This window comes from Ruegeria sp. C12, from assembly GCF_056537745.1.
Genome location: NZ_JBQFSA010000001.1, coordinates 54222 through 79074, shown reverse-complemented (window position 1 = coordinate 79074; position 24853 = coordinate 54222). Strand labels below are relative to the sequence as shown.

Below are 24853 nucleotides of genomic sequence, written 5' to 3'. Positions count from 1 at the left end.
GGCCTCTCCTTACAGTTTTCGTGCCATCAGGACTGTGTGGCTTTGGGTTTCGGGGTCTTCGGCCAGAAATCCGGTCAGGTGCAGCCTGTTTTCTTCCAGACACACGGCATAGCCTGCCGGGGACAGCGAGGCGTGATATACGCGCTCGGCTCCTACCGTGCCGCTGACCTCACCCGCACGTGGACCGACGGTCAGCATCAGCATTCCACCGGGCCGCAAATGGCGCGCCATACGCGCGATGCAACCCTTCTGCTCATCTGCTGTCAGATGAAAAAAACTGTTCCACGCGATGATGCCGTCAAACTGCTGGTCCAGCTCGAAATCCCGCATGTCGGCTTTGCGCCAATCGCCATCGGGCCAGCGGTCCCGCGCCAAGGCCAGCATCGCCTCGGAAAAATCGACGCCGGTGACGGCGAAACCTTCGGCCATGAACCAGCGCGCTATAGGGTCGCCGGTGCCGCAGCCCAAATCCAACACATGATCGCCGGGCTTCAGGCTGGCCGTAAAGCGCGCCAGCCAGCGCGCCTCGAACAAAGCCTTCGAGCGGCGCTTGTCGTATTCGCTCGCCTGCCGCTCGTAAACGTCGTGTGTGTCATTGGGATCTGCTTTCATCCTGTCCAGGTCGCTCCTGCCGGGTCATCGGTTGCGGTGATCCGGTACAGGCCCGCCTGCCCGGTCATCGATGGAACAACGCGATAGGATTCACCGGGCAGAACCAAAGCGGTGTCTCCAACGGACAAAGTGGTTTCGTAGCCGTCGACAGTGACACGCCAATGGCCGCTGGCTGGCATTAACACCACGGGTTTCTCAGTTTCGGTCGCGTCTGCTACGCAAGAGCCCCGCCCAAGGAAATCGACCTCAAAACCCGGTCTGTCCTTGATCAAGCCATCCTCGCCAATAACCACGGCTGGCTTATTGGACGACAATGCCATCAGATCCCAGTACCGGGCCACGTATTTGCCAACCACATCCTCAACCGGAACCTCGGGATACGTCTTCAGTTGGTCTTCGGTCAGCAAAGGCATCGGGCGCACATTGTGCGGCAGCTCCTGCCCTTTCTTGGAATCATAAAGAACGCCGTTGTCGCCCAGCATCAGACCATGCGCCTGCGCGTCTTCGATCACCTGCGGTGCCCATGTGACGCCGCCGCCCGCATCATCGCCGCCGAGGATCGACATGATCATGCCGTAGTCCTGACCGACATTTTCAAAGCCACGAAAGATACCGGTGGGGATGTTGAAGATGTCACCTTCTTCGGCAATGAACTCACCAGCCGTGCCATAGCGGCCCCAGAAGAACCGCCAGCGGCCTTTGGCGACAAAGAACACCTCGGCCGTGGTGTGGCTGTGCAAAGAGTTGCGGCATTTCGGAGGTTGCCCGGCAGCGCCGATATTGAACCCGATCTTGTCGGTGATGTGCACATGCTGATCCGGAGATTCGGACACCCCACCGCCGATGATGGTAAAGTTCTCTTTCTGATCGCTGCCCGGTGTGTGGGCGTCGATAAACGCGGTTTTGCAGGGTTTCAGTTCGCCGTAGCGGACGATGCGTTGTTGAATGGTGCTCATGTCAATTTTCCTTGTGTTTGGGGTACAACGATCTCAACCCCAAAGCCCGGAGGACGGTTGTTCAGCCGCCGGGCGCGCAGGCTGGCCCGATGGGCGTGGAACCGCCGCATCGCCTGCCCGGCATCCAGATTTGACATAAGACAGGCCATCTTAAAGATCACCGGTCTTCAACAGGATCTGTTTCCAGACAGATGTTTCATCGAACAGCGTGTATTCGCGGCGCAGGCCCCACGGACCGAATTCGGCATGGCTGATGCCAAGCACAAAAACCTCGGCTCCGGTTGGTACACCGAAGACACCCCACCCATCGTGTTTGCCGTGCAACGTCCAACGAAGCGCGGCACGCGGCGGCATCATCGGGTCGTCGCGACCAATCTGGTGCTGGATTTTGAATTCTGCATTCGGGAAAGAGGCACGCAGGCCCATCCAGAACCGATCCACAGGCCCCCAGCTATGACCTGTGGTGCCGCCGGGATATTCTGACAGGACGGCGCGGTCATACTCTGCCTCGATCACGCCCATATCGGCATTCATGATCCGGGTCAGGATGTCCGCATATTTCTGACCCCATTCGCTGTCATTGCCATGGCCTTTATAAGGACCAGGCTGATCGTTTGCGGGCGTGTAGGGTTGAACACAGGCGTCCGGACCGCCCTCTCGCGCAATCAGGTCGCGGGTGTAATCCTTGGGGTCCCAACCCATCTGCTGCACGATCGCGCTCTGGTCACGGATCAGCCATTCGTCGTTGATCTGGTTGTTGATAGCGTGGCAGTCGGCCAGAATTCGGTAAACAAGTTTTTTGCCAGTCGCCTTGCCATAAACACCGCCGCCCAAATGCGTTGCCGTGGACAGCAGGCGGTGCGACGACAGCATGCCCTCTTCCGGTGTGCCCGACCAGATCACGTCTTCGCCCAACAGCGTTCGATCCGGAAACTCGGCCAGCGTCGCCATCGTGGCCGCTATTACCCCCTGATTGCCGACAACCACCGACCCGGGCGAACGCACGACAATGTCCGGCGCATAGTAATCATGCAGCGTGGCAATTCCGCGATCTTCCCAAATCTCTTTGGTGATCCCGATGATGTAATCGGGAAAGTCTTTGAATTTGGGGTCAAATCCCTTCATGTTTTCCATCCTTCAGGTATGCGGGCAGAGCCTCGGATGATCAGCGGCCCATCAATCTCTAATCGTCGGGGACCCCTGCGCGGGTCATCGATTTTACTCAGCAAGATGTCCACGGTTTCAGACACCATGCGGTTTGCGGGTTGTCGGACGGTGGTCAGGTCGTAGCTGGGCCAGGCTGCAACGGTTACGTCGTCATACCCCACAACGGACACGTCCTCGGGTATCCTCAGACCCAGCTCAAACCTGAGCGTGTCCATCACAGCGATGGCCATGTGATCGTTGGCAACAAAGACCGCTTCGGGCGGATCCGAGGCGAACATCCTGCGGGCCGCTTCCTGCGCCTTTTCGGTTCCGAAATTGCCAACCTCGCGGGAATGCAGTTCTACGCCGGCTGCGTGCAGAGCCGCCGTAAAACCTGCTTCGCGATCACGCTGTGTCGATGCACCTTCCCATCCGGCGATGTAGCCGATTTTCTTGTGTCCGGCGGCCAGCAGGAACTCGGCCACTTTGCGGCCGCCCGCCGTGTTGTCCGAGGTGACCGATGACATGGCCGGGTCATCCTGCGCCCGGTTAAACAGTACCATCGGCACACCGGCAGCGCGGCACCGATCGGAAAGGTCCGATGACAATGCAACCGACGCCGCAATGATCCCATCCACCTGAAAATCAAGAATTTCTTCGACAACCTTGTCGATATTCTGAGCTGAGTTCGAGGCCATGAAGATCAAGACGTGATAGCCGCGTTCCTGCAACGCGTTGGTCAGTTTTTCCAGCGCCTCGGGGTAGAACTGATTGTTCAGATAGGCGACCACAAGGCCAATGATCCGGCTTCTGCCCGACACCACAGCCCGGGCCAGAACATTTGGACGATAGCCCAACTCCTCTGCCGCTTTGCGGACCTTTTGAATGGTCTTTTTGGAAGCCGATGCGCCGGGGGTGAAAACACGACTGACCGCCGATTGGCTTACTCCGGCCAACCGCGCAACGTCCATCGATGTGACCTTCTGTATTGCCATCAGTCCGCCGTCCAACCTCCGTCCACCAGCATGGAGGTGCCCGTGACCAGCGCCGAGGCGTCAGAGGCCAGATAGACAACCGCGCCCATGATGTCTTCGATCTCACCCGGTCGGCCCAGCTTGATCTTGTCCAGAATCCAGGCGCGTTTGTCAGGGTCTTCAAAGGTTGGGCGCGTCAGATCGGTCAAAATGAAGGTCGGGCAGATTGTGTTGACACGAATTTTCTCCGGGCCGAATTCCAGAGCCATGGCTTTGGTGAAGCCTTCGACAGCAAACTTCGAGGCGCAATAGACCGCACGCTCGCGCCCGCCGACATGGCCCATCTGGCTGGAGATATTGATCAGCGATCCTGACCGCCCGGCCTCCAACAACCCCCTTGCCACGGCCTGAGTCAGAAAATACGCACCCCGGACATTCACATCCATGACGGCATCAAAATCCTCGGGGCGCGTGTCCACAGCCTTGCTGTGACGCGCCAACCCGGCTGAGTTCAAAAGAACATCAAACGGGCCGCTTTGTGCCACTGCCTGCGCCGTCGCCTCGATATCCGACACATCCAACTCCAGCACATTGGCCTGCCAGCCACGCGCCTGCATTTCAGCGGCTATGTCTTGCAGCGCGCCGGTCCGGCGCGCTGCTAATGTCACCTCTGCCCCGTGTTCCGCCAGCGCCACGGCACAGGCCATGCCGATGCCAGAGGATGCCCCCGCAACCAAAGCGCGCTTGCCGCTTAAACTGAAACTGGGGGTGCTGGGGAATTGGGGCATATCAAACCTCGCCGACCGGGAATGGAATCTCGCCCTGTACGCGTACCTTGTTGAATTCACGCAGCCGGGCAAAGACATCTACGCCCAGTTGCCGGTAGGCGTCCAGCAGGTCGACCAAAACCCAGTTTTCACGGATCAGACCATTCTCCAAGCGCCAGAAATCAAGGCTGCGCATGGTGATCCGCTTGCCAGATGGCGCAATGCCCATCCAACCGTCATGGGTCACCGTCTGGATCATGTTCGGCCAGCCGGTCACGGCGGCGTATTCAGCATCCCCGAAGAAATGATAGGTGATGTCGTCCACGTATTTGCCGCGATCCGGCATCCCGTTCAGGAATGGGATCTGATGCCAATTGCGGAACCCTGCAATGCCGCGCCCGGTGCCGATCCCTGCGGGGCCATACCAGTTCATGCGAGGATGCCAGAATTTTGGCATCTCCATCACCTCAGGGCCACCCTGGCTTGGGTGTTTCTTGAGGTGTTCCAGCATTTCAACGATATGGGCGCAGGACGCCTGAGATTTGGCCTCATCCCACGGGCCCGGCACAATTCCGTCTAAGGTGGCAGGGCCTGGAATACAGAACTCCAGACCCAAGGACGGCGCCATGGGCCAGGCTTTGGCCTGCATCATAACTTCGGGGATATCCCAGAGCGTCTGAATCTCGACCACTTGCCCATCCACGACGCGATAGAATTCGTGATACCGCATATGGGTCAGGTGCCCGGTTGGCGGAATGTCCAGCCACGGGGCGACCAAGGTGCCGTAGTAATGACCGCCGCACCCGATCCAGTCATCGCCATGTTCGGTTGTGCCGCCCATCACGATCCAATCCCGTCGTTCAAGGTCGGGCATGGCTTTCAGCAGGGGCGCATAGCAGGTGTCATAGAGTTCCTGCGGACCGGTCAGATCACCGAAGGGATGCGGCATATGGATGACGGCGTCGGCGGCGATCACGCCCTTCAGCGCCGCCTGAACACGGACGTCGTCAAAGTCATACATCGCGGCCCGAAGCGGCGCGATCAGTGCCTTGTTCGCCGAATGGATATCGCTCATTCCGCCGCCTCTCGATAAGGCGCACCTTCGCCATAGGGAACATTGATGCCGCCATAGCGACGCACCCGGATATTGCACTGCTCAGCATGGCCAACGAAACCTTCGAGCATACACAGGCGCGACCCGAACTCGCCGATCATCGTTGCGGCTTCATCCGTCAGAACCTTTTGATAACTGTGCGTTTTCAGGAATTTACCGACCCAAAGACCACCAGTATAACGCCCGGCTTTCTTGGTGGGCAGCGTGTGGTTGGTGCCGATCACCTTGTCACCATTGGCCACATTCGTTCGCGGCCCCAGGAACAGCGCGCCATAGCAGGTCATGTTCTCAAGGAACCAATCGTCGCGGTCGGTCATGATCTGCACATGCTCGGACGCGATGTCATCGGCCACTTTCAACATCTCTTCATACGTGTCGCAGACAATCACCTCACCATATTCATCCCAACTGACGCGGGCCGTGTCCGAGGTTGGCAGGATGCCCAGAATACGGTCGATCTCGGCTAAGGTGTCCTCGGCCAGTTTGCGCGAGTTGGTTAGCAGAACACAGGGGCTGTTATACCCATGCTCGGCCTGACCCAGCAGATCGGTGGCACAAAGCTCGGCATCTGCGGCAGTTTCATCTGCGATGACCATGGTCTCGGTCGGACCGGCAAACAGGTCGATGCCGACACGGCCAAAGAGTTGCCGCTTGGCTTCCGCAACAAAAGCGTTGCCGGGACCGACCAACATGTGCACGGGCTCGATCGTTTCCGTTCCGATGGCCAAGGCGCCCACAGCCTGAATGCCGCCCATCACGTAGATCTCATGCGCGCCGCCCAAATGCATCGCCGCGATGACAGCGGCATTGGGCTTGCCCTGAAACGGCGGGGTGCAGGAGATGATGCGTGGGACACCGGCAACCTTGGCCGTCGCGACGGACATATGCGCCGACGCCACCATCGGGAACTTGCCGCCAGGAACGTAGCAGCCCACAGACTGAACCGGGATGTTCTTATGCCCCAGGATCACTCCGGGCAAAGTCTCCACTTCGATGTCCAGCATTGAATCGCGCTGAGACTGGGCGAAATTCATCACCTGCGCTTGCGCGAACTTGATATCCTCCAGTTCCCGTTCAGACAGCGATGCGATCAGATCGTCGATCTGTTGCTGGCTCAGGCGATAGCTTTCGGGTGAGTAGTTGTCGAATTTCTCCGACAATTCGCGCACAGCCGTATCCCCACGCGCTTCGATGTCTTTCAGGGTCGCCTCGACGACAGCGCGGGTCTTGGCATCATCTTCGGCCCTGTCGGCCTCGGGTTTGCCGCGTTTCAGATATTCGATTGCCATTATCCTGATCCTCAGTTTGCGGGCCGGGGCGGCGTTTTCTCGCCCCGGTCGAATGTTTCCCAGCCTTCGCCGTTGAAGACGTCCACGCCCAGCTGTGCGGCGACATGAGCGAAATCGACATTCACCCAATTGTCGACGATCTTGCCGTCGACAACTTTCCAGAAGTCCATGTAGCGGATTTCGACCCGCTTGCCGGTTGGGGCGATCCCCAGAAATTCGCCTGAATGGGTGGCTTCCTGGCGACCGAATGCGGCGGCCCATTCGCCCATGTAAAGGCGGGCCTCATCAATGCAGGTCTTGTCCGAAAACGCCGCCTGAAACGGGCGTTGCCAGTTGTCCTGAAACTGTTGCAGGCCGGTTTTGGTGCCACATCCCTGATTGCCCATCCAGCGGAAGCCCTGCGAGAAGAACTCGCCAATGTCGTCAATGCGGTGGTCGTTCAAACCATCGACCATCCCTTCGATCACCGCGCGAGTCTGGTCGGTTTTGCTCATGTCCGTGTCGCGTGTCAGCACGGCCTGTTCGGGGCGGGAGCCCTTCATCTTTCTCTTCCTTTTATGGTTACCAAGGGGTTTTCTGTATGGACGGGGAGGGTTAGTCGGCCGTCAGAAAATCCCTTGGCATCCGGTTGAGCGCCGGGTGGCGCGCAACGGCGTTATGTCTGGCGGCGGAGCTCACTAGCCCTTTACCGCTCCGGCGGTCAGACCGCTGACGATCTGGCGCTGGAAGAACAGGATCAGGACAAACAGCGGAGCGGTGGCAGAAACCACGGCAGCAACCGCGTACATGACCTTGCCTTCAACCTGAGTGGTGCCCATGAAGCTGTTGATGGCGGGAATGATGGTCTCATTCTCTTCACTCAAGAGCATCACGGCCACGGTAAAGTCGTTGTAGGCCAGCAGGAAACTGAACAGACCGGTGGTGATCACGCCGGGCCACATGACCGGTACGATCACGTGCCGGAAAGCCTGAAACCGGGTGCAGCCGTCGACCATGGCGCTTTCGTCCATGTCCTTGGGGATATTCTTGAAGAACGAGTGCAGCATCCACAGGGTAAAGGGCTGGTTGATCGCCACGAGAACGATGATGGTCGTTGGCAGAATGCCCCAGACGTTCCATTCGAAGAACCACAGCAGATAGCCTGAAACCAGCGTGATATGCGGCATGGCGCGGAATACCAACGCCGCCATCAGGATCCAGAACGCATAGCGGAAACCGGACCGGGCCAATGCGTAGCCGCCCAATGTTCCGAAGGTCAGCGAGATGACCACAGTGAAGAAGACAACGATGCCGGTGTTCTTGAAGTTGAACCAGAAATCTTCCTCGATCCACGCGCCGTAATAGCCTGCACCGGTAAAGGCGCTTCCGGTTTGCTCGATAGTGTTTGTGCCGCGCAGCGCGTTCATCCAGTCGGCTTTCGACAGGAAGTCAGCCTGAACCTTGAAACTGCCCCAGAAGGTCCAGAAGAAAGGGAACGCTGCGATGATCAGCCAGAACGCCACAAAGGTGTATGAGAACAGCTTTAGCGGGGTCATGCGGGATTGTGCTTTGGTCGCCATGTCGTGTCCTCAGTGAGATTTACGGGTGAAGTCGCGCCATGTGCGCACCAGCACCGGCATCATCAGAATGACCACGATGATGATGGTGATCAGCGAGGTCGCGCCAGCCGAGGCGTAAAGCGGATTGCCGCTTTCGCGCAGGTCGTTGAAAATGATCCAGCTGAGCGAGCGCGCATGGGCCTCGGCCTTGAAGCTGACGATGGGTTCAAAGACACGCAGGTTGTCCATGATCATCATCAGGGTCACAAACGAAACCAGCGGCATCAGATGCGGCACAACCACATGGATCATGCTTTGCCATTTGCTGGCACCGTCGATCTGCGCCGCTTCCATCGTGTCTTCGGGCACCGTCTGAAGCCCGGCGTAGAAGGTGATGAAGCTGAATGGCAGGGTGTGCCAGACACCATACACCATCAACATGATCCACATCAGCGGCGTGGATGCCTTCAGGCTGAGGGTTGGATCATTGAAAAGCCGTTGAATTGTTGCCCCGATCACCCCATCACCGTCGACCATCCAGAACAGGATCAAGGAACCAACCAGTGGGGTTACGAGGAATGGCAAAAGGGAAATGAAGATCGCAAGGCCCTTCAATGCGCGTGGCAGGTTGTTCACTCCAACCGCAATCGCCAAACCCAGAACCAAGACCAGAGGCGTTACAATGAAGGTATAGGCCAGCGTGAAGGTCAGGGCGTTGTAAAATGGCAGGTTGTAAACCTTCGACCAGAACTCACCCAAGCTGTCTGAGGTCGCCCATGCCTCGCCAATGTCGGCGAGCGCAAGATGTGACCGGTCGAAATACGTGCCCAGACCGTTGAAACGACCCAGCGGTTGTTCTTCCCGCAGCTTCTCGGTCGCTTCCGTATCGACTGTTGTCGTCGGGTTACATCCAAACGGACCGCAACTTTCCGAGACGACCAGAACCTGCTCGTGTTCGACAAAAAGCGACTGGATAAACACTGACACGATCGGCAGCGCGATGAACAAGATCATCGCTGACAGTGTCGGCAGAACAAACCAGAAGAAGGTGCGGTGTTTCATAACATGCGTCCCGATCTAAATTCGAGAAAGAGAGGGGGCCGTGACAGCCCCCTCAAGTCGGGGAGATTTACTGGAGGAAGCCAGCCTCTTTGGCCGACGTCCGGTAGGACGCTTCGACATCCGAAAGCGCTTGCTCAGCAGACTCGTCACCCTTCAGGAAGTCTGACAATTCCTTGCCAAGCGCGGCATGCAGAATGCCGATCTGCGGGATCATCGGATACGGTTTTGCACCGCCTTGCGCCGTCGCCGAAACACCAGCTGCGGCTGGTCCAGGCTGATAGCCATTCAGCAGCCAGACGGCATCATCGTTGTTTGCCGCCACCATCTCCGGTGTCAGCGCGCTGACCAATGCCGCAAAGGTTGCCTCGGCCTCTTCATCCGACACGTTCGAGGCAATCGAAATGCCATCCCACCACAGGGTCGCAGCAGGGATCGAACCGCCGCCAACAGTCGGTGCTGCAGACAGTACCGTGTTCGACGTCACCTCTTCCGAGGATCCTTCGTCGTCCAGAATTGGCGCACCGCGCGAGCCCCACATGACGCCCAAAGCTGCCTGACCGGCTTCCCACAGGCCTTGCGTCTCGTTGGACGCATGCGTCAGGTGATCGGGGTGCGCGTATTCTGCCAGCGCCTTCATGGTTGCCAGCGTGGCCAGACCTTGTTCGTTGTTGATTGCTGGCTCGGCTGTGCCCGGCTCAAAGAACTCGCCGCCATGCCCGAGGTAGATCATGTTGAACACCTCAGCGAGGTTCCAGCCGCCGTCACCGGCGCTCAGGTTCATCACGATCGGATGTTCCATGATACCGGCGGCGCGGATCATTTCGGCGGCTTCAAGGACTTCTTCGTAGGTTGCGGGAATACCGTCAAAACCTGCCTGCTCCAGAATGTCCGTACGCGAGAACAGGTGCTGCGAGTTGGCCATGAAGGCCACAGCCATGACGTTGCCATCGATGGTGATCAGAAGGTTGGGCGAGATATTTTCGCCATACTTTTCAACCAAATCGTTCAGCGGACGCACCAGACCGTCATTCATCAGCTGGGTCAGTGTCGAATTGGCCAGAATGACCGACGTGTATTCAGAAGGGTTCGGCGTCAGGGCCGCGTTCATGATCTGGCGCGCTTCGGTTGTGTGGTTGGTCGAAAACTCGGACGCCCCACCTGCACAGTTTTCCTCGGCTGTGCCTGCAACGGCATGGATGGCCGGAAAATCACTGGCCAGAATTCGGATGGATTGACCTTCGGGACCGCAGTTCGCCGCATATGCAGCCGAACCCATCAATCCGACGAAAGTGGTTACGGTAGCTAGCTTTTTCAGAAACATCTCATCTCCCTGTTTCTCTGAAGTGTCGTGCGCGCCCCTGTCGCGCACAAAGTTCTGGTCCCGAGGCTGATCCCCGGTGATTTACGGGGCTACTTTCAGATCCGTTCGCCGGTTTGGCCGTCAAACAGATGGCAAATCTCGACCGGCACCGAGATCGACACCATGTCGTCAATTTCAGCCCGGAAATTCTTGTCGGCCTTCACGGAAACCAGCGCGCCACCAACGCGAACCGAGATCATCGTCGCGTCGCCCAGCAACTCCTGGGTATAGATCGGAGCATTGATTTGCCCCTGCCCGTTCTCCGCAAGCGTGGCATCTTCTGCGCGGAACCCCAGTGTCAGCGGGCCCTCGGGCGCTTGCACGCCAGGAATTTCCACGTTCTTCGTGACAAAAACACCGTTGCGCACCTCGCCTTCCATCAGGTTCATCGCCGGGTTGCCGATGAAGCTGGCGACAAATGTGTTGGCAGGCGTGTCGTAAATCTCGGTCGGGCTGCCCACTTGCTGCACGACGCCCTTCTTCATAACGACCACACGATCAGCAAGGGTCATCGCCTCGATCTGGTCATGCGTTACGTAGATGGTTGTCACCGCAAGCTCGTGGCTCAGGTTCTTGATCTGAGCGCGCGTGGAAACCCGCAGCTTGGCGTCTAGGTTCGAAAGCGGCTCGTCCATCAGGAAGACATTCGGCTCGCGCACAATTGCGCGCGCCAGGGCGACGCGCTGACGCTGACCACCGGACAGTTCCGCCGGTTTGCGATGCAGAAAATCATCAAGTTCGACCATAGCCGACGCGCGGCGCACCTTGTCGTCATGGGTCGACGGGTCAATGCCGCGTACTTTCAGCGGAAATCGGATGTTTTCGTAGACGTTCATATTCGGGTAGAGCGCGTAGGACTGGAACACCATCGCTACGTCGCGGTCCTTGGGCTCCATATCGTTGACGCGCACCCCGTCGACCAGAATGTCGCCTTCGCTGGCATCTTCCAAACCTGCGATCATCCGCATGGTCGTGGTCTTGCCGCAGCCCGAGGGCCCCAACAATACAAGGAATTCCTTGTCAGCTATGGTCAGATCGAAATTGTCGACGCCGACAAACGAACCCCATCGCTTGCCAACATTCCGCAATTGAATCTCGGCCATCAGCCCCTCCCGTCAGATTTTTTTGCATACGCTTGCAATTACGGTAGACTTAACTGCGGCATTTTGGCAAGATTTTTTTGCAATCGTATGCAGGGAGCGCCTTCACATGCCAGATTTTTCGGCGGAAAAACAAGTCATAAGAAACTTCTACGCCAAGCTGGACACTGCCGAACCGGGGACTGAAAGCAGCGTTTTGGCCGAGTTCTACGGCTCGAATCGCATATGGCGAGGCTTTCATCCCTTCGACGAAATTCACAACGCAGCAGAGGTCGCGCGCACCTTCTGGACCCCTTTGAAGGCCGCCCTGAAAAACCTGCAAAGACGGCAGGATATCTTTATGGCCGGGGCCAACGAGATTGATGAATTCTCATCGGTCTGGGTTGTCTCGATGGGGCATTTGATGGGGTTGTTCGACGCGCCCTGGCTGGGCATCCCACCGACCGGCAAACTGGCGTTTCTGCGGTATTGCGAATTCAACAGGGTCGAAAACGGGCAGATCACCGAGACAGCCATGTATTTCGACATACCGCATCTGATGCTGCAAGCTGGTTTGCGGCCCTTTCCACCGCAAACGGCAGCGCAGCTTGTTCAGCCCGGCCCCATGACCCATGACGGGTTGATTTTCGAACCGCAGCCTCCTGAAGAAGGGCAAAAGACCCTTGCCGCAATCAACGCGATGATCGCAGATCTCGGCCAATGGAACAGCGGTCTGAGCCTTGAGGATGAACTGCGGCGCACATGGCACGAAGACATGCTGTGGTGGGGACCGACCGGCATCGGCGCGACCTACACGATCAAGCGATATGCCAAGCAGCATGCCGGGCCATTCCGGGCCGGGTTCACGGACCGGTCAAAGACCAAACATATCTGCCGCATGGCCGAGGGGCATTACGGGGGGTTCTTCGGATGGCCCAATTTCACCGCACGGCCCACCGGCGGTTTCATGGGCATGCCCGCCACAGACAAGGCGGGTGAGTTCCGCGTCATCGACATCTACCGCCGCGCCGGGGACAAGCTGGCCGAAAACTGGATCTTCATCGATCTGCTGCATTTCTGGAAGCAGCAAGGCATCGATATTCTTGAACGCATGCAAGAGGTGCCGCGCACATGACCGGATGGATCGACGCCCATCACCATCTTTGGGATCTCGGGGCGGTTCACTACCCCTGGCTGATGGCCCGCGGGGTAAAGCGCTTTTTCGGGGATCCGACGCCAATTCAAAGAAACTACTTACTGGATGAATTCCGGTCCGACGCAAAAGCCAACGGCATTCGCGCCTCGGTTCACATTCAGGTCGGCGCTGAAGACGGCCTGGCCGAGGCCCGCTGGGTTCAATCTGTTGCCGATGCCAATCCCGATTGGCCAATGGCGCAGGTCGTTTTCTGTGATCTCACCGCACCGGATCTGCCCGACCAACTCGACGCGTTCCAACACCTAAACACAGTGCGCGGCGTGCGCCAGATCGTCGGGCGTGCACCGGGCGAGGATGCCCGGACCGGCACTAATGCCCTGTTGGACGACCCCCGCTTTCTCGTAGGATTGCAGGAGGCAGGGCGCCGCGGGCTGAGCTTTGATTTGCAACTCATCCCCGAGCTTTACGCAAAAACCGCCCACATCCTTGCGCAAGCCCCGGACACGCAGATAGCGCTATGCCACGCGGGCTCCCCTCATGACCGGAGCGCTGACGGTTTGGACCAATGGGCTGATGATCTGCGGGCATTGTCAGAGCTGCCCCACATAACATGCAAGTTGTCCGGTCTGGGCATGTTTGATCACAGTTGGTCAGTCCAGAGCATTCGTCCGATCATTGATATTTGCCTCGCGCAGTTCGGAATGAACCGAGTGATGTTCGGGTCGAACTTTCCGGTCGACAGCCTTTACAGTGACTATGCAACACTGATGAAAGCCTTCCGCGATCTGATCCCAGATCAGGCCAAGTCAGCAGTATTTCGCGAAACCGCGGAACGGTTTTATCGATTTGGTACTTCTTAGAGCGGTTAGCGGGTGCGTTGAAGATCTGGAAGCAGGTCAGAGCCAGCAGGCTTTGCGGCGGACATATTTCAAGTCTGTTCAGGTCAATCCCAACGGCTAGGCTCAGCACCCAAACTACTGGATGCTGCAAAATGCAACAGAATCCAGCAGTGTCCGACCCTGTCAATCGAGGGCGATCCTTTGCGCTCGACTACAGCTGGGCGCGCGAGATTCTGTGTTACACTCAGGTCTTCAAGGCTTCGAAAATACAGATCACTTTCGAGCTTTGATCGTGCAGTATCGTGCCGGTCACCTACGGCTATTCGCCCCAAGCCGGACAAGCCGATACCCCAACGTTGTCGCTATTTTTTTAATTTCCAAACAACACGTTACCCGGAAATCAATGAATTAGTGACTCAAGAGTGTCTATTAGCTTGAACTTTATCCGTTAACGGGTCGAGGTATTTCAATGAAATTGAATTCCAAAGAGCCTAGCTCTGAGAGTGGGTATCCTGAAACCAATATCATCATAATTTGTGCGCGCCTTCTTCAGGATCGATCTGAAAGAGGATCGCGCGATTTCTTACAATCAATGAGCGCGCTTCACTTGGGATCATTGATTGATCGGAAAAAATATAATCTGAAAATTCATTTGGAAGATTGGCATGGCCCATACAATTGCGCCGAGACTACTGGTGTGGATATCTGCGTTCTGACCGGACTCCAAACGGATTTTGACCGCATGCGGCAACTTGCATATTCCTTTCGAAGCGCCGGTGCAAAGGTGGTCGCCGGGGGTAGTTTGTGCACGCTGTTTCCAAGATTCGCCAGTCAATTTTTTGACACCGTCTGTGCAGGCGGGGTGGAAGCGTTCCGGGATTTTCTAACCGACTACGAAATCGGCGAAACGAATGAGATCTATTATTCGTCGTCGCATCAGATTCGAGATTATGAGATTGATCACGGTTTGCTTTCAGAGAATGGAATCGACCTGCCGCTTCATTTAATCGAGGCGTCACGTGGATGCAGCTTTCGTTGTGATTTCTGTGTTCTTCCGGCAGAAAATGCCCTGCACGCTAAATACAAATTGGAGCGGGTGGCCGCAACGATCGACGACGCAATCAAAAAAAGCCCGTCGGGCAGCGCTCGCGCCAAATACCCAATTATCTGGTTCATCGACAACAACTTTATCGACAACCGCGCCCACATGAAGGCAGTAGTCAACCTTCTTGCCCGCAACCCAAAAGTCAAAGCGTGGGGCGCAATGCTCACGCAAGATGCTTTGCGGGACCGGGATTTGATCAATCTTCTTGTTCAATCAAAATGCAAATACGTCTTTGTTGGAATTGAGTCGCTTGATGAGAATTTTCTGAAGAGCCACAGAAAAAAGCAAAACCTGTCACGCAGATCGAATGTCATCGACGACGTTATTTATGCCGAAAAGCAGGGTTTGTGTGTCGGATACGGGTATCTCTTTGACCCTGAGACAACATCTGTCGAGACAATGCGCCGACAATTGCGCCACATTGGCGATAGGCGCGATTTTCCGCTACCCTGTTATTGCAGTTTTGTGACGCCCTTACTCGGAACCGGATTTTTTTGGAAGTGCGCCCGCGAGAGGCGCCTTATGCCCAATGTCCGTCTGCGAGATCTGGATTGCGAGACTATCGTGGTAAACAACACGATTAGCTCCCATGATGAAATTACGGTTTTCGCTCGAGAACTGCTTGAGAGCCCCGGACGTCTGTTTGGCTGGGCAAATGTTGTTTCATCAACACTGTACCGGCTTTTCCGGACTCGCAGTCTTAATCCATATTTTTGGTTTATTGCTGTACGTTCCAACCTGCGCATGATGTCTTTTGCCTCTCGATATTCAGATGTGGCAGAGCGCAGTTTCATTGCCGGCCAAGATCGTCTGGATCCTCAATATGCCAATATACCGGACGGCATTACCGAGGCGGATCGAAGAAAGTATTTCGAGCCAATTATGATAACCGGCAACGACGGACAACTGGCAAGTTGGCTGATGGATGCTGCGCCCAAAGATGTATTGGAAACCGACGAGATGCACTTGATGGAGGCGCATTCATGCTGAAGGGTCAAAACTCGCAATCGTCAGGCGGCGAAAGACGTCAGATTACAGCTTTGTTTTGTGATCTCGTTGATTCCACCCAGTTGTCACAACATATCGACCCCGAGGACTTGCACAGCATTCTAGAAGGGTTTCGCGAGGAATGTATGAATGCGGCCCGGGCGGCGAACGGGAAAATCGGCGGCTTTTCCGGGGACGGTGTTCTTGTTTACTTCGGTTACCCAACCGCTCACGAGGATGCCCCTCGATTTGCAATTTCGACCGGGCTGGAGATTGTGCAACGCATATCAAAACTCAACGAACGGTTCTCTCTCGCGCTCGACAAACAGCTGCAGATACGTATCGGTATTCACACCGGAATAATGTTTGCGAACGATACGGGGGCTGACGAAGGGCCGGAGGCTGCAGAGATCGTTGGCGACGTTCCCAACGTAGCCTATCGCGTCCAAGGAATGGCAGAACCCAATTCGATTGTTATCAGCGCAAATACCCAACCACTGGTCTCTGGTTATTTTGACCTTGAAACGATGGGGTCGGTCGAGCTTAAGGGTGTTTCTGTTCCGATAGAGCTGTTCCGCGTCGTTTCCAGCCGCGATGTGCCCAACAAGCTCTCCATCCGGCTTCATAAAGTTGTCAGCCCTCTTGTGAATCGTACAAGCGAGCTAAGAATTCTCGAGGAGACGTGGAAGAGTACGACCGAAGGTCAGGGTCGCTGTATTGTCCTGATAGGGGAAGGTGGGATAGGAAAATCCCGCCTGATCAGGGTGCTGCGCAAAAAGCTTTCAGCTCAGGGTAATGCCAATATTCTATCTCTTTATGGCTCAGCAGAACATAAGAATGAGGGGTTCTTTCCCATCTTCGATGGTATAGCGCGGCTATCGGCATTGAACATGCCGGACGCGACCCACAACACCCCTGCTCAACTACACGAATTACTAAGTGAGGCAGAATTCGATGGCTCAGATCTCGCGAATTCCCTATCGCAGTTCTTAACCAAAGAACCCAAGCAAACGAGCGAAACGAGAGATTCCTGGGAGCTTCGCCAAAAGCTGGTTTCTGATCTGATCCAGTTTATTCTGTCACTTGCGGAACAGAAGCCGTTGCTTGTCATTCTCGAAGACGCGCACTGGGTCGATCCTTCAACGATGGAACTGTTCGGCCGTTTGATCGCGGAGATTTCATCACGGCAAATTATGATAGCAATAAGTTCGCGTGAACCGATCGCTATGCTAGCCGGAACCCTCGCAGTTGAAGTCGCGTTGGACCCGCTTTCTCGCGATGATAGCAGAAGATTATGCCTGCAAGTGGTTGATGAAGAAACTTTGGTAACCGACGCGGTTGACGCGATTGTCGCTCGGGCCGATGGAAATCCATTGTTTATTGAAGAGGTCACTCGCGTATTTCTCGATGCCGCCGACAAGGAAAGTCATTACGATTCAGGTACCAGCGGATTCCGTGTTCCCGCGACACTGCGGGATTCTTTGATGGCCCGATTGGACAAGCTGGGTCCGGAAAAGGAGCTTGCGCAAGTTGCCGCCGTTTTTGGCCGCAGTTTCGACAGGGCGGGTCTGAGTGCAATACTCGGATGGGATGAACTTGAAATCGACCAGGCACTGGAATCCTTGCTTGCGGCGGGACTGATCTTCAGGGTTATTCGAGACCCGTCCACTGATTATCGCTTCAAACATGCGTTGGTGCGAGATGTGGCCTATCTGTCCCTTCCGAAACCGCGGCGACGGGAATTGCACAAGGTTGCGCTGGACTTTCTCAGAAAGATGCCTTCCGACCGCAGTTCCTGTTCGCCGCTTGTACTTGCACAACACGCGTCCCGGGCGGGATTTGCCAAGATCGCGGCGACCTACTGGCTGCAGGCGGCGCAGCTTTCGTTAAATGGATCATCTAATCTGGAGGCAATCGCAAACCTTCGCCATGCGCTGGAAGAGGCAGAAAAACTGCCCGAATCCCGACAGGTCGGTGTCACCCTGATGGCGGTAAAGGCTGCACTCCGGACCAATTTCCGCCGATAGGAAAGGAAAGATACAGCGAACGGCGGCAATACGGACTGCAAACGCGGCATTTGGAGTGCAAGCCTAGGGTCCGAAATAGGCCACCAATTGCAAAATGGACTTGCCTCTACTCCCAGCGACAATCGACCCGGGTATTCACCTAGCTCGGCAGGTATTCCTCACTCCAAGACTCGGCGACATCGCGGGATTTGATCATCACTTCGATGGCCTCGCTCGAATAGCCGAGTTCACCGAGGATCGTGCGGGTTGAAGTGCCGAACTTCTCGGATGGCTCGACGGCAAAAACCTTTGCACGGGTTGGGCGCACCGCGTAGGGATCAAGCTGTGTGACTTCATGCCCGCTGGGGTGATCGGGATAAATCGAGAAAGAGTAGCTGCCGTTTTCGGTGCCCGGTGTGCCATTCGCCACGCGTGAATTCCTCGCCCGCAAGGCGTCAAGGTTTTCGCAGATTGCCACGCCGATATCGGCGGCGCGCAGCTTTTCCACCCAATCCGACGCAGGCAGGGATTGGAAAGCCGTCGCCAGATAGGCCGCGCGGTCTTCTTCTGGCAGATCAGGCAGATCCTCCAAGCCTTCGACTTTTCGGAACCTCGGTAGGTCGGCTTCGTAGGCGCTGAGCAGGACGTAGCGACCTGATGCGGTGCTATAGAACCGGGTCAACGCATCATAGCCATTTGCCTCGGGGCCCGAAGGTTCGTCAAATAGCCCACGGCCCTTGTAATCAAAAGCAAAGGGGATCTGCAAAAGGCCGCTATTGGAACTGAGCGAGGTGCGCCCGCGCCCAATCCGACCGAAGCGGTATTTTTGATAAAGGGCTGCCGCTACGCCAAGCGCGCCACCAAATCCGCACATAACGTCGATCGTGCCCACATGGGCGTGCTCCTCTGGTCGGTCCATGGCACCACCAAAGCGCAGCATGATGCCGGTTGTCGCCTGAACCAGATCGTCATAGCCGATGTAATCGGTCCGCGTGCCCCGGCGGACACCGCTGAAACAATCGAGCTTGCAGAACAGCGCATCCGGGTTGAGCTTGCGCAGGCTATCGGCATCGAGACCCATTTTCCTGATCTGATTGTCGGGTGCGTTCCATACGATGACATCGACAGACTTCACAAGGTCTTCGAATACCCGGCGTCCGTGATGCGAGGTGATGTCTGCCAGAACAGAGCGTTTGCCGCGCATCTGCGACATGCCATAGATGACGGTGTTCCAACTGTCATACATCGGCACCGATGGGTCGAGCTTGATCACCTCGGCCCCGAAGCGTGCCAGATAGCTGGCCGAATGCGGGCCCGCGATCACATTGCACAGGTCCAGAACACGCACGCCGGACAGCCAGCCTTCTTTGGCGGCTGTATCAGAAGGGGCTGGGATCTCGGTGCGATGCTTCCGCAATAGTTTCAGCGCCTCGTCAAAGTCGACCCATCGGCGGGGCTCGGGCTGCAATGCCTCTTCGCCGCTTTCCTCCATCCAGACCACCGGGCCGGGTTGCGTCATGTCCCCATAGATCGGGTCGTGGACGTCGATCATCAGCCCCGAGGTCTCGGCATATTCGTCGTGAATCCATTCCTGCAGCCAGCGCTGCGGCGCGCCGGGGATCAGGCCTCGACCGAACATTTTCTTCCACTCGTGCGATGTGCGGGTCATGAAGACCTCTTTCATCCGCGTGGCGATCTTGTCGGCCCAGAACTTCGGCATCGGATAGACACCCAGCGACGTGTCGTGTTCCCATTCCGACCAGGGCTTGTAGGTGTCTTCTTCCGATGTCAGCCCGTCTGCGACCAACTCGTCATAAATGCCGAGCACTTCCAGACAGCGGCGGGCGTGGTTCTTATGGCTGGGGCAGACCACGTAGAACATGCGCCCGTCCTTGCACATGTAGCTGCGGAAGAACGGGTCCAGCAGTTCCTGCAGATCTTCATAGTTAACGTTCATCGGCAGGCCTTCGATGCGCCGGCGTTCAATCTCGACCTCGCGCTGGGTCAGATAGCGCTCGGGCATGTTTTCAACCTTGATCGAGTTGTAGCAGAGCCCCTCCATCACGGCGGCTGCCAAGGGAACTTCGATCTGGTCGCCAAGGCCAGTCACCTGACGGGACTGCAGAGCCAACACCGTGGCAGAAGCCGCGATCTGCGACGCGTAAGCCGAGGCAAGCGGCAGAGGAGAAAATGACGGGTTCAGCCCCATCAAAACCCGATTCAGCCCCATGTCGGTAAACACGCCGGAACTTGCCGCGACGATGCTTTCATAGGCACGCAACTCGCGCCGTTCTTCGTCGTTCGAGGCAAAACCGGGGATTGAGATCGTGATCAGCTCGGGCCTTTCGTCACGCATTGCCGCAAAGTCTATTCCAAGCGCGGCCAGTTTCCCGGGGCGGAAGTTCTCGACGATGATATCGGCCTCGGCGCAGAGCGTCTTGGCCCTGTCCAACCCCTCTGGTGTCTTGAGGTCCAGATTTACGATCACCTTGTTTCGGTTCAGAGCAGCATTAGCCGGGCTGTCCCACATCGGGCCGTCAGGTGGGTCGATATGAACCACGGTTGCGCCCAGATCGCCCAGCAACATCGCAACAGCAGGGCCCGCGATGTACTGACCGAAATCGACGACCTTCACGCCGGTTAGCGGAAGATTGGAAAACGAATTGCGCATGGGTCCTCCCGGAAACTCTTATACCCGCATGTCGACGTGTCTTATTGGCCCGCCAGCATCCAGCCTGCGGCCTTTTCTGCGATCATGATCGTGGGTGAGTTGGTGTTGCCACTTGTGATCTCTGGCATGACAGAGGCATCGACCACGCGCAGGCCGGCCACGCCCTTCATGCGCAGATGCGGATCGAGAACGGCGGTTTCATCGTCCTCGCGGCCCATCTTGATCGTACCAACTGGGTGAAAGATCGTGCTGGCAATGTCGCCTGCCAACCGGGCCAGTTCCTCATCGGTTTGATATTGGATGCCCGGTTTGAATTCTTCTGGCTCGTAAGCTTCCATAGCGGGCTGAGCCATGATTTCGCGCACCTGCCGCAGGCTTTGGGCGGCCACTTTCCGATCTTCGTCTGTGTCCAGATAATTGGGCGTGATCTGGGGCGGCTGACGGAAATCCGAAGACGCGATGCGGACATGCCCACGGCTGGTCGGGTTCAGGTTGCAAACACTGACGGTGATAGCGGGGAAATCATGCAGGTCTTCACCAAACGCCTCAAGGCTCAGCGGCTGGACATGGTATTCGAGATTGGCATGCGGGCGCGTCGGATCCGAACGGGTGAAAGCACCCAACTGGCTGGGCGACATGCTCATCGGGCCCGAGCGTTTCAGCACATATTCCAGACCGATCTTGGCCTTACCTACAAGGGAATTGGCCAAGGTGTTCAGCGTCTTGGTGCCCTTGACCTTGTAAACCGCACGGATTTGCAGGTGATCCTGCAGATTTTCGCCCACATAGGGCGCATCCATCACCACATCTATCCCATGCTCTTTTAAAAGGGCCGCCGGACCAATCCCCGACAGTTGCAGGATTTGCGGTGAGTTCACGGCACCAGCCGACAGGACCACCTCTTTTGAGGTCGCGACCGCAATGGGTTGTCCTTTGTGGTGAACGACCGCTCCGGTGCAATGCAATCGACCGTCTTCGCCTTTTTCAAAGGTCAGCTTCTCGACCTGCGCCTCGGTCCATATTGTCAGGTTCTGACGCGACTTGGCGGGGCGCAGAAACGCCTTGGAGGTATTCCATCGCCACCCCGCGCGCTGGTTGACGTCGAAATAGCCCACCCCGGCATTGTCGCCTGCGTTGAAATCATCGGTCTTTGGAATGCCGTTTTCGACCGCAGCATCGGCAAAACTGTCCAGAACATCCCAGCGCAGACGCTGTTTTTCGACCCGCCATTCACCGCCATGTCCATGCAGGTCGGAAAACCGGCTGTTGTCGCCGGTGTGCGGGTCGGCGCCATCGTCCAGCTTGTAGTGGTTCTCATGAGCCTTAAAGTCGGCCAGCGAGTTTTCCCAACTCCAGGCCTCTTCACCGGTAAGCTTGGCCCAGTTGTCATAGTCGCGGGCTTGGCCCCGCATATAGATCATCCCGTTGATCGAGGAGCACCCGCCGAGCGTCTTCCCGCGCGGGTAAAGCAGGCTGCGTCCGTTCAAACCTTTGGCTGGCTGGGTCTTGTACATCCAGTCTGCGCGCGGGTTGCCAATGCAGTAGAGATAGCCAACCGGGATGTGTATCCACGGATAGGTATCGGGCTTGCCCGCCTCAAGCAGCAATACCCGGTTCTTCGGGTCAGCACTCAGCCTGTTGGCCATCAGGCATCCGGCTGATCCGCCACCAATCACGATATAGTCGAACCTGTTAGCGCCGTCAGACATGTTCGTCTTCCACCTGTTCTGTCGTTTCATTGCCAACTGTGCCGCAGGCGGAGCGATGAACCGTCTTGGTTCGTGGTGACCTAAGGCAAGCCGGTTTTGATGATTTCTGAAGCGCGCTTACAGAAAAAGCTAATGACAATTCGCACAATGCCATATTAGTAAATTTTATATGGACCGGTTTTCGAACATTAACACCATTCTGGCCTTTGTGACGGTGGCTCGTGAAGGCAGCGTTTCACGCGCAGCCGAGGTGTTGAACCTGACCCAACCGGCCATCAGCCATCAGATCAAGCGTCTTGGTGAAGAGACGGGGCTTACGCTGTTCAACCGAACGCCGACCGGGTTGCAGATTACCCATGACGGAGCGGCGGTCCTAGCGAAGGCGCAAAGAGTTCTCGATGCAGTCAGTGACTTCCACCGCAGCGCCCGCCAGCGCGTCGGTCGCCTGAGTGGAAAACTGACAATCGGCACGATCGTCGACCCGGAGTTCATTCGGTTGGGCCGTCTGTTGGCACATCTGCGCGCCGAGCATCCGGGCATCGAAACCGAACTGGTACATGGGGTCAGCGGAGACATCCTGACATGGCTCAGGCGGGGTCGGGTCGATGCGGGGTTCTACCTGTGTGGACCCGATGACCTTTCCAGCATCGAGTTGGACGGAGGCGATCCGGTGCACGCCATAAAGCTGGCCGATTTCACCTATCGCGTGATCGGGCCTGCTGGTTGGCAGAAGCAGGTGGAAAGCTCCGACTGGTCTTCGCTTGCAGCCCTGCCTTGGATTGGCACCCCCGAAGCCTCTGTCCACCATCGCCTTCTGGCCAAGGTTTTCGAAAGTCAGGCCAGCCGCCCGAACGTGGTCGCCTTGGTGGATCAAGAAGCTTCGATGCTTGAAATGGTAAGATCCGGCATTGGCCTGAGCCTCTGCCGCGACTCCATCGCGCTCCATCAAAAACAATCCTTCGGACTTGCTGTCTGCAATTCCGTGTCAGTTCCTGCTTGCCTGTGTTTCGTGGCGTTGGAACGGCACAAGGATAGCCCGATGATAGCTGAGACATTCGACCTGCTGCACCGATCCTGGTGATCTGGTTTTCAGAAGCGGCACAATGACTGACGTTGAAGCTGTGGCGGTTATCGAACCGCCCTGATCAGATGAAAGACCTTTTAGTCGCAAAAAAGGTAACACCTCGCCATTTTCGCCTCACGTCTTTCATCCAGCACCTACGCTGACTTTCTGTTCAGACGGCGAAGCCGCCTGTTCTCGGTAGGCTACCGCGTAGCGAACGTGGGAATGGGGCGAGGCAACGCTATTCAACAATGGTGGTGCGGCAAGCAGGCGCAGCTTAGGACAAGGTGCAGTCTATTAGGGTCGCCCGTGGGGGAAGTCAGCGCCTTAAACACAAACGGAAGAACGTGGTACTGTTCCACGCTGGATCAATCCCCCAGCGGCTGCGGGCCTGTTCGTCCATGATAAGCGGTGAGGGATGCCCTGATCCTCCGCAGGTTCTCTTTGGTCTCGTCCGTCATCTCTTGCGCCACGGTCATTGCTAGTGCATCGACGATTGCAAGATGGGCGTATCGGGACGCGGTTGGTTTGTAGATGTCGCTGTCTTCCGGCAGGTCGGTCAGCAGGGCGATCTTTGAGGTATTGGCCAGTCGCGTATTTGGCCGGGTGATGCAGATCGTTGTTGCCCCATAACCGTTGGCGACTTCGGCCGCGGCTACGATTGCGTCCGCTTCGCCGCTGGCTGAGACTAGAAAAAGCACATCCTCGGCCCGCAGAGACGCGGCTCGCATTTGCAGGACATAGCTGTCATTGGTGAAAAAGGACGGGATGCCCAGCCGGAAAAACCGGTTGGACGCTTCCTGCGCAACAAAGGATGACCCGCCGCCGATGCCGGAAAACAGGATCTGGCGCTTGTCCAGACAGGCGTCTCGGGCCGCTTCCAATGCGTTTGTATCGACCTGACGGCGCATGGTCTCCATGGTTGTGAACATGGCACCAAGCACCTGATCTATGGCGGTATCCGCGTCCGATCCTGCGTTGCCGGGATTGCCAAACAGGTATTGCGCGCTGACCGCGATGTTCTGCGCCAGACGCAGTTTGAAGTCCCGAAACCCTTCGCAGCCAAGGCTGCGGCAGAACCGGACGACCGTTGGCTTGCTGACCGCGCATTGCTCGGCCAGATCGCCAATCGCCATGGCGCTGATGTCGTTCAGGTGCTCTTTGACATAGTCCGCGACCTTCTGTTCCTGAACGGCCAGTTTGATCTGACCGCTGTGCAGGGCCGAGATCAAATCCACAGCGCCCGAGCGCCCTTTGTGGGGCGGGAATTCGTTCTGGCCGGAGGGTTGGTCGTCGTTCGGCACGGTTTGGCCTTTCTGCATTTTCATGAAACTTAGTTACACAATTTCTTGTGAGCAAACAAGAAAGGCCGGAACGCTGGCACTTCTTTGGTCATATTTCGTAACTCAGTAACATTTTT

Annotated in this window: 22 protein-coding genes; 6 read left to right on the top strand and 16 right to left on the bottom strand. The window is 56.8% G+C overall.

Translation table 11 applies throughout. The annotated features are described in order from the left end of the window. Positions 1-9 precede the first annotated feature (9 nt). The 13 genes from ACR0C9_RS00370 to ACR0C9_RS00310 all read right to left on the bottom strand — a co-directional run bounded on the left by ACR0C9_RS00370 (position 10) and on the right by ACR0C9_RS00310 (position 11921). Complete coding sequence (locus tag ACR0C9_RS00370) at positions 10-612, bottom strand: class I SAM-dependent methyltransferase (protein WP_170452909.1); 603 nt, start codon at positions 610-612, stop codon at positions 10-12. Continuing rightward, positions 609-1568 carry a cupin domain-containing protein gene (locus ACR0C9_RS00365; protein WP_170452910.1) on the bottom strand — a complete coding sequence of 320 codons (960 nt, stop codon included), beginning with the start codon at positions 1566-1568 and terminating at the stop codon, positions 609-611. Before ACR0C9_RS00365 ends, ACR0C9_RS00370 begins: the two co-directional genes overlap by 4 nt. Next, entirely contained in the window at positions 1565-1705 is a 141-nt protein-coding gene (locus ACR0C9_RS00360) for a hypothetical protein (RefSeq protein ID WP_170449316.1), read from the bottom strand. The genes ACR0C9_RS00365 and ACR0C9_RS00360 overlap by 4 nt, the downstream gene beginning before the upstream one ends. Before the next feature lie 13 nt (positions 1706-1718). Then, entirely contained in the window at positions 1719-2693 is a 975-nt protein-coding gene (locus ACR0C9_RS00355; RefSeq protein WP_480780124.1) for a nuclear transport factor 2 family protein, read from the bottom strand. After that, the gene (locus ACR0C9_RS00350; RefSeq protein WP_170622750.1) at positions 2690-3709 is read right to left on the bottom strand and encodes a LacI family DNA-binding transcriptional regulator; all 1020 of its coding nucleotides are present in this window, start codon (positions 3707-3709) and stop codon (positions 2690-2692) included. The genes ACR0C9_RS00355 and ACR0C9_RS00350 overlap by 4 nt, the downstream gene beginning before the upstream one ends. Beyond that, positions 3709-4476: an SDR family oxidoreductase gene (locus ACR0C9_RS00345; RefSeq protein ID WP_170521527.1), complete on the bottom strand. Its 768-nt coding sequence runs from the start codon at positions 4474-4476 to the stop codon at positions 3709-3711. The genes ACR0C9_RS00350 and ACR0C9_RS00345 overlap by 1 nt, the downstream gene beginning before the upstream one ends. Before the next feature lies 1 nt (position 4477). Then, entirely contained in the window at positions 4478-5530 is a 1053-nt protein-coding gene (locus ACR0C9_RS00340) for an ester cyclase (RefSeq protein WP_170452922.1), read from the bottom strand. Beyond that, positions 5527-6858, bottom strand: coding sequence for a histidinol dehydrogenase (hisD, locus tag ACR0C9_RS00335; protein ID WP_480780123.1), 1332 nt, complete (start codon positions 6856-6858; stop codon positions 5527-5529). Before hisD ends, ACR0C9_RS00340 begins: the two co-directional genes overlap by 4 nt. 11 nt (positions 6859-6869) lie before the next feature. Beyond that, complete coding sequence (locus ACR0C9_RS00330) at positions 6870-7400, bottom strand: ester cyclase (RefSeq protein ID WP_480780122.1); 531 nt, start codon at positions 7398-7400, stop codon at positions 6870-6872. 135 nt (positions 7401-7535) lie between these two features. Further along, a complete protein-coding gene (locus tag ACR0C9_RS00325) occupies positions 7536-8417 on the bottom strand; it encodes a carbohydrate ABC transporter permease (protein ID WP_170452930.1) in 882 nt (293 codons plus the stop codon). Positions 8418-8426: 9 nt separating this feature from the next. Next, positions 8427-9458, bottom strand: a complete 1032-nt coding sequence (locus tag ACR0C9_RS00320) for a carbohydrate ABC transporter permease (protein ID WP_170521514.1) — start codon at positions 9456-9458, stop codon at positions 8427-8429. Positions 9459-9525: 67 nt separating this feature from the next. Beyond that, on the bottom strand, positions 9526-10779 hold the full coding sequence (locus tag ACR0C9_RS00315; protein ID WP_170452936.1) for an extracellular solute-binding protein: 1254 nt from the start codon (positions 10777-10779) through the stop codon (positions 9526-9528). Between the two features lie 95 nt (positions 10780-10874). Then, a complete protein-coding gene (locus tag ACR0C9_RS00310; protein WP_480780121.1) occupies positions 10875-11921 on the bottom strand; it encodes an ABC transporter ATP-binding protein in 1047 nt (348 codons plus the stop codon). A gap of 106 nt (positions 11922-12027) precedes the next feature. Here ACR0C9_RS00310 and ACR0C9_RS00305 point away from each other — a divergent pair, with 106 nt between their 5' ends. The 5 genes from ACR0C9_RS00305 to ACR0C9_RS00285 all read left to right on the top strand — a co-directional run bounded on the left by ACR0C9_RS00305 (position 12028) and on the right by ACR0C9_RS00285 (position 18011). After that, entirely contained in the window at positions 12028-13032 is a 1005-nt protein-coding gene (locus ACR0C9_RS00305) for an ester cyclase (RefSeq protein ID WP_170622734.1), read from the top strand. Next, positions 13029-13913: an amidohydrolase family protein gene (locus ACR0C9_RS00300; protein ID WP_170622733.1), complete on the top strand. Its 885-nt coding sequence runs from the start codon at positions 13029-13031 to the stop codon at positions 13911-13913. Before ACR0C9_RS00305 ends, ACR0C9_RS00300 begins: the two co-directional genes overlap by 4 nt. Before the next feature lie 131 nt (positions 13914-14044). Further along, positions 14045-14182, top strand: a complete 138-nt coding sequence (locus ACR0C9_RS00295) for a hypothetical protein (protein WP_170452947.1) — start codon at positions 14045-14047, stop codon at positions 14180-14182. 302 nt (positions 14183-14484) lie between these two features. Beyond that, the gene (locus ACR0C9_RS00290; RefSeq protein WP_480707686.1) at positions 14485-15987 is read left to right on the top strand and encodes a B12-binding domain-containing radical SAM protein; all 1503 of its coding nucleotides are present in this window, start codon (positions 14485-14487) and stop codon (positions 15985-15987) included. After that, complete coding sequence (locus ACR0C9_RS00285) at positions 15981-18011, top strand: ATP-binding protein (RefSeq protein ID WP_480780120.1); 2031 nt, start codon at positions 15981-15983, stop codon at positions 18009-18011. Before ACR0C9_RS00290 ends, ACR0C9_RS00285 begins: the two co-directional genes overlap by 7 nt. A gap of 139 nt (positions 18012-18150) precedes the next feature. Here the strand turns inward: ACR0C9_RS00285 and ACR0C9_RS00280 are convergent, their stop codons facing one another. Both ACR0C9_RS00280 and ACR0C9_RS00275 read right to left on the bottom strand, forming a co-directional pair. Next, complete coding sequence (locus ACR0C9_RS00280) at positions 18151-20661, bottom strand: CoA transferase (RefSeq protein ID WP_480780119.1); 2511 nt, start codon at positions 20659-20661, stop codon at positions 18151-18153. 41 nt (positions 20662-20702) lie between these two features. Next, on the bottom strand, positions 20703-22370 hold the full coding sequence (locus ACR0C9_RS00275) for a GMC family oxidoreductase N-terminal domain-containing protein (RefSeq protein ID WP_170622721.1): 1668 nt from the start codon (positions 22368-22370) through the stop codon (positions 20703-20705). A 169-nt stretch (positions 22371-22539) separates the two neighbouring features. Here ACR0C9_RS00275 and ACR0C9_RS00270 point away from each other — a divergent pair, with 169 nt between their 5' ends. Continuing rightward, positions 22540-23451, top strand: coding sequence for a LysR family transcriptional regulator (locus ACR0C9_RS00270; RefSeq protein WP_480780118.1), 912 nt, complete (start codon positions 22540-22542; stop codon positions 23449-23451). Positions 23452-23801: 350 nt separating this feature from the next. On the opposite strand, the gene ACR0C9_RS00265 is transcribed toward ACR0C9_RS00270, so the two are convergent. After that, the gene (locus ACR0C9_RS00265) at positions 23802-24761 is read right to left on the bottom strand and encodes a MurR/RpiR family transcriptional regulator (protein WP_480780117.1); all 960 of its coding nucleotides are present in this window, start codon (positions 24759-24761) and stop codon (positions 23802-23804) included. Positions 24762-24853: the final 92 nt, after the last annotated feature.

Excerpts from the sequence above, each read along its gene's own strand:
- ACR0C9_RS00285 (WP_480780120.1), top strand. The coding sequence starts at position 15,981 with ATGCTGAAGGGTCAAAACTCGCAATCGTCAGGCGGCGAAAGACGTCAG.
- ACR0C9_RS00305 (WP_170622734.1), top strand. The coding sequence starts at position 12,028 with ATGCCAGATTTTTCGGCGGAAAAACAAGTCATAAGAAACTTCTACGCC.
- ACR0C9_RS00300 (WP_170622733.1), top strand. The coding sequence starts at position 13,029 with ATGACCGGATGGATCGACGCCCATCACCATCTTTGGGATCTCGGGGCG.
- ACR0C9_RS00295 (WP_170452947.1), top strand. The coding sequence starts at position 14,045 with ATGCAACAGAATCCAGCAGTGTCCGACCCTGTCAATCGAGGGCGATCC.
- ACR0C9_RS00355 (WP_480780124.1), bottom strand. The coding sequence starts at position 2,693 with ATGAAGGGATTTGACCCCAAATTCAAAGACTTTCCCGATTACATCATC.
- ACR0C9_RS00265 (WP_480780117.1), bottom strand. The coding sequence starts at position 24,761 with ATGAAAATGCAGAAAGGCCAAACCGTGCCGAACGACGACCAACCCTCC.
- ACR0C9_RS00275 (WP_170622721.1), bottom strand. The coding sequence starts at position 22,370 with ATGTCTGACGGCGCTAACAGGTTCGACTATATCGTGATTGGTGGCGGA.
- ACR0C9_RS00360 (WP_170449316.1), bottom strand. The coding sequence starts at position 1,705 with ATGTCAAATCTGGATGCCGGGCAGGCGATGCGGCGGTTCCACGCCCAT.
- ACR0C9_RS00270 (WP_480780118.1), top strand. The coding sequence starts at position 22,540 with ATGGACCGGTTTTCGAACATTAACACCATTCTGGCCTTTGTGACGGTG.
- ACR0C9_RS00290 (WP_480707686.1), top strand. The coding sequence starts at position 14,485 with ATGAGCGCGCTTCACTTGGGATCATTGATTGATCGGAAAAAATATAAT.
- ACR0C9_RS00325 (WP_170452930.1), bottom strand. The coding sequence starts at position 8,417 with ATGGCGACCAAAGCACAATCCCGCATGACCCCGCTAAAGCTGTTCTCA.
- ACR0C9_RS00330 (WP_480780122.1), bottom strand. The coding sequence starts at position 7,400 with ATGAAGGGCTCCCGCCCCGAACAGGCCGTGCTGACACGCGACACGGAC.
- ACR0C9_RS00280 (WP_480780119.1), bottom strand. The coding sequence starts at position 20,661 with ATGCGCAATTCGTTTTCCAATCTTCCGCTAACCGGCGTGAAGGTCGTC.
- hisD (WP_480780123.1), bottom strand. The coding sequence starts at position 6,858 with ATGGCAATCGAATATCTGAAACGCGGCAAACCCGAGGCCGACAGGGCC.
- ACR0C9_RS00365 (WP_170452910.1), bottom strand. The coding sequence starts at position 1,568 with ATGAGCACCATTCAACAACGCATCGTCCGCTACGGCGAACTGAAACCC.
- ACR0C9_RS00320 (WP_170521514.1), bottom strand. The coding sequence starts at position 9,458 with ATGAAACACCGCACCTTCTTCTGGTTTGTTCTGCCGACACTGTCAGCG.
- ACR0C9_RS00310 (WP_480780121.1), bottom strand. The coding sequence starts at position 11,921 with ATGGCCGAGATTCAATTGCGGAATGTTGGCAAGCGATGGGGTTCGTTT.
- ACR0C9_RS00340 (WP_170452922.1), bottom strand. The coding sequence starts at position 5,530 with ATGAGCGATATCCATTCGGCGAACAAGGCACTGATCGCGCCGCTTCGG.
- ACR0C9_RS00315 (WP_170452936.1), bottom strand. The coding sequence starts at position 10,779 with ATGTTTCTGAAAAAGCTAGCTACCGTAACCACTTTCGTCGGATTGATG.
- ACR0C9_RS00345 (WP_170521527.1), bottom strand. The coding sequence starts at position 4,476 with ATGCCCCAATTCCCCAGCACCCCCAGTTTCAGTTTAAGCGGCAAGCGC.
- ACR0C9_RS00370 (WP_170452909.1), bottom strand. The coding sequence starts at position 612 with ATGAAAGCAGATCCCAATGACACACACGACGTTTACGAGCGGCAGGCG.
- ACR0C9_RS00350 (WP_170622750.1), bottom strand. The coding sequence starts at position 3,709 with ATGGCAATACAGAAGGTCACATCGATGGACGTTGCGCGGTTGGCCGGA.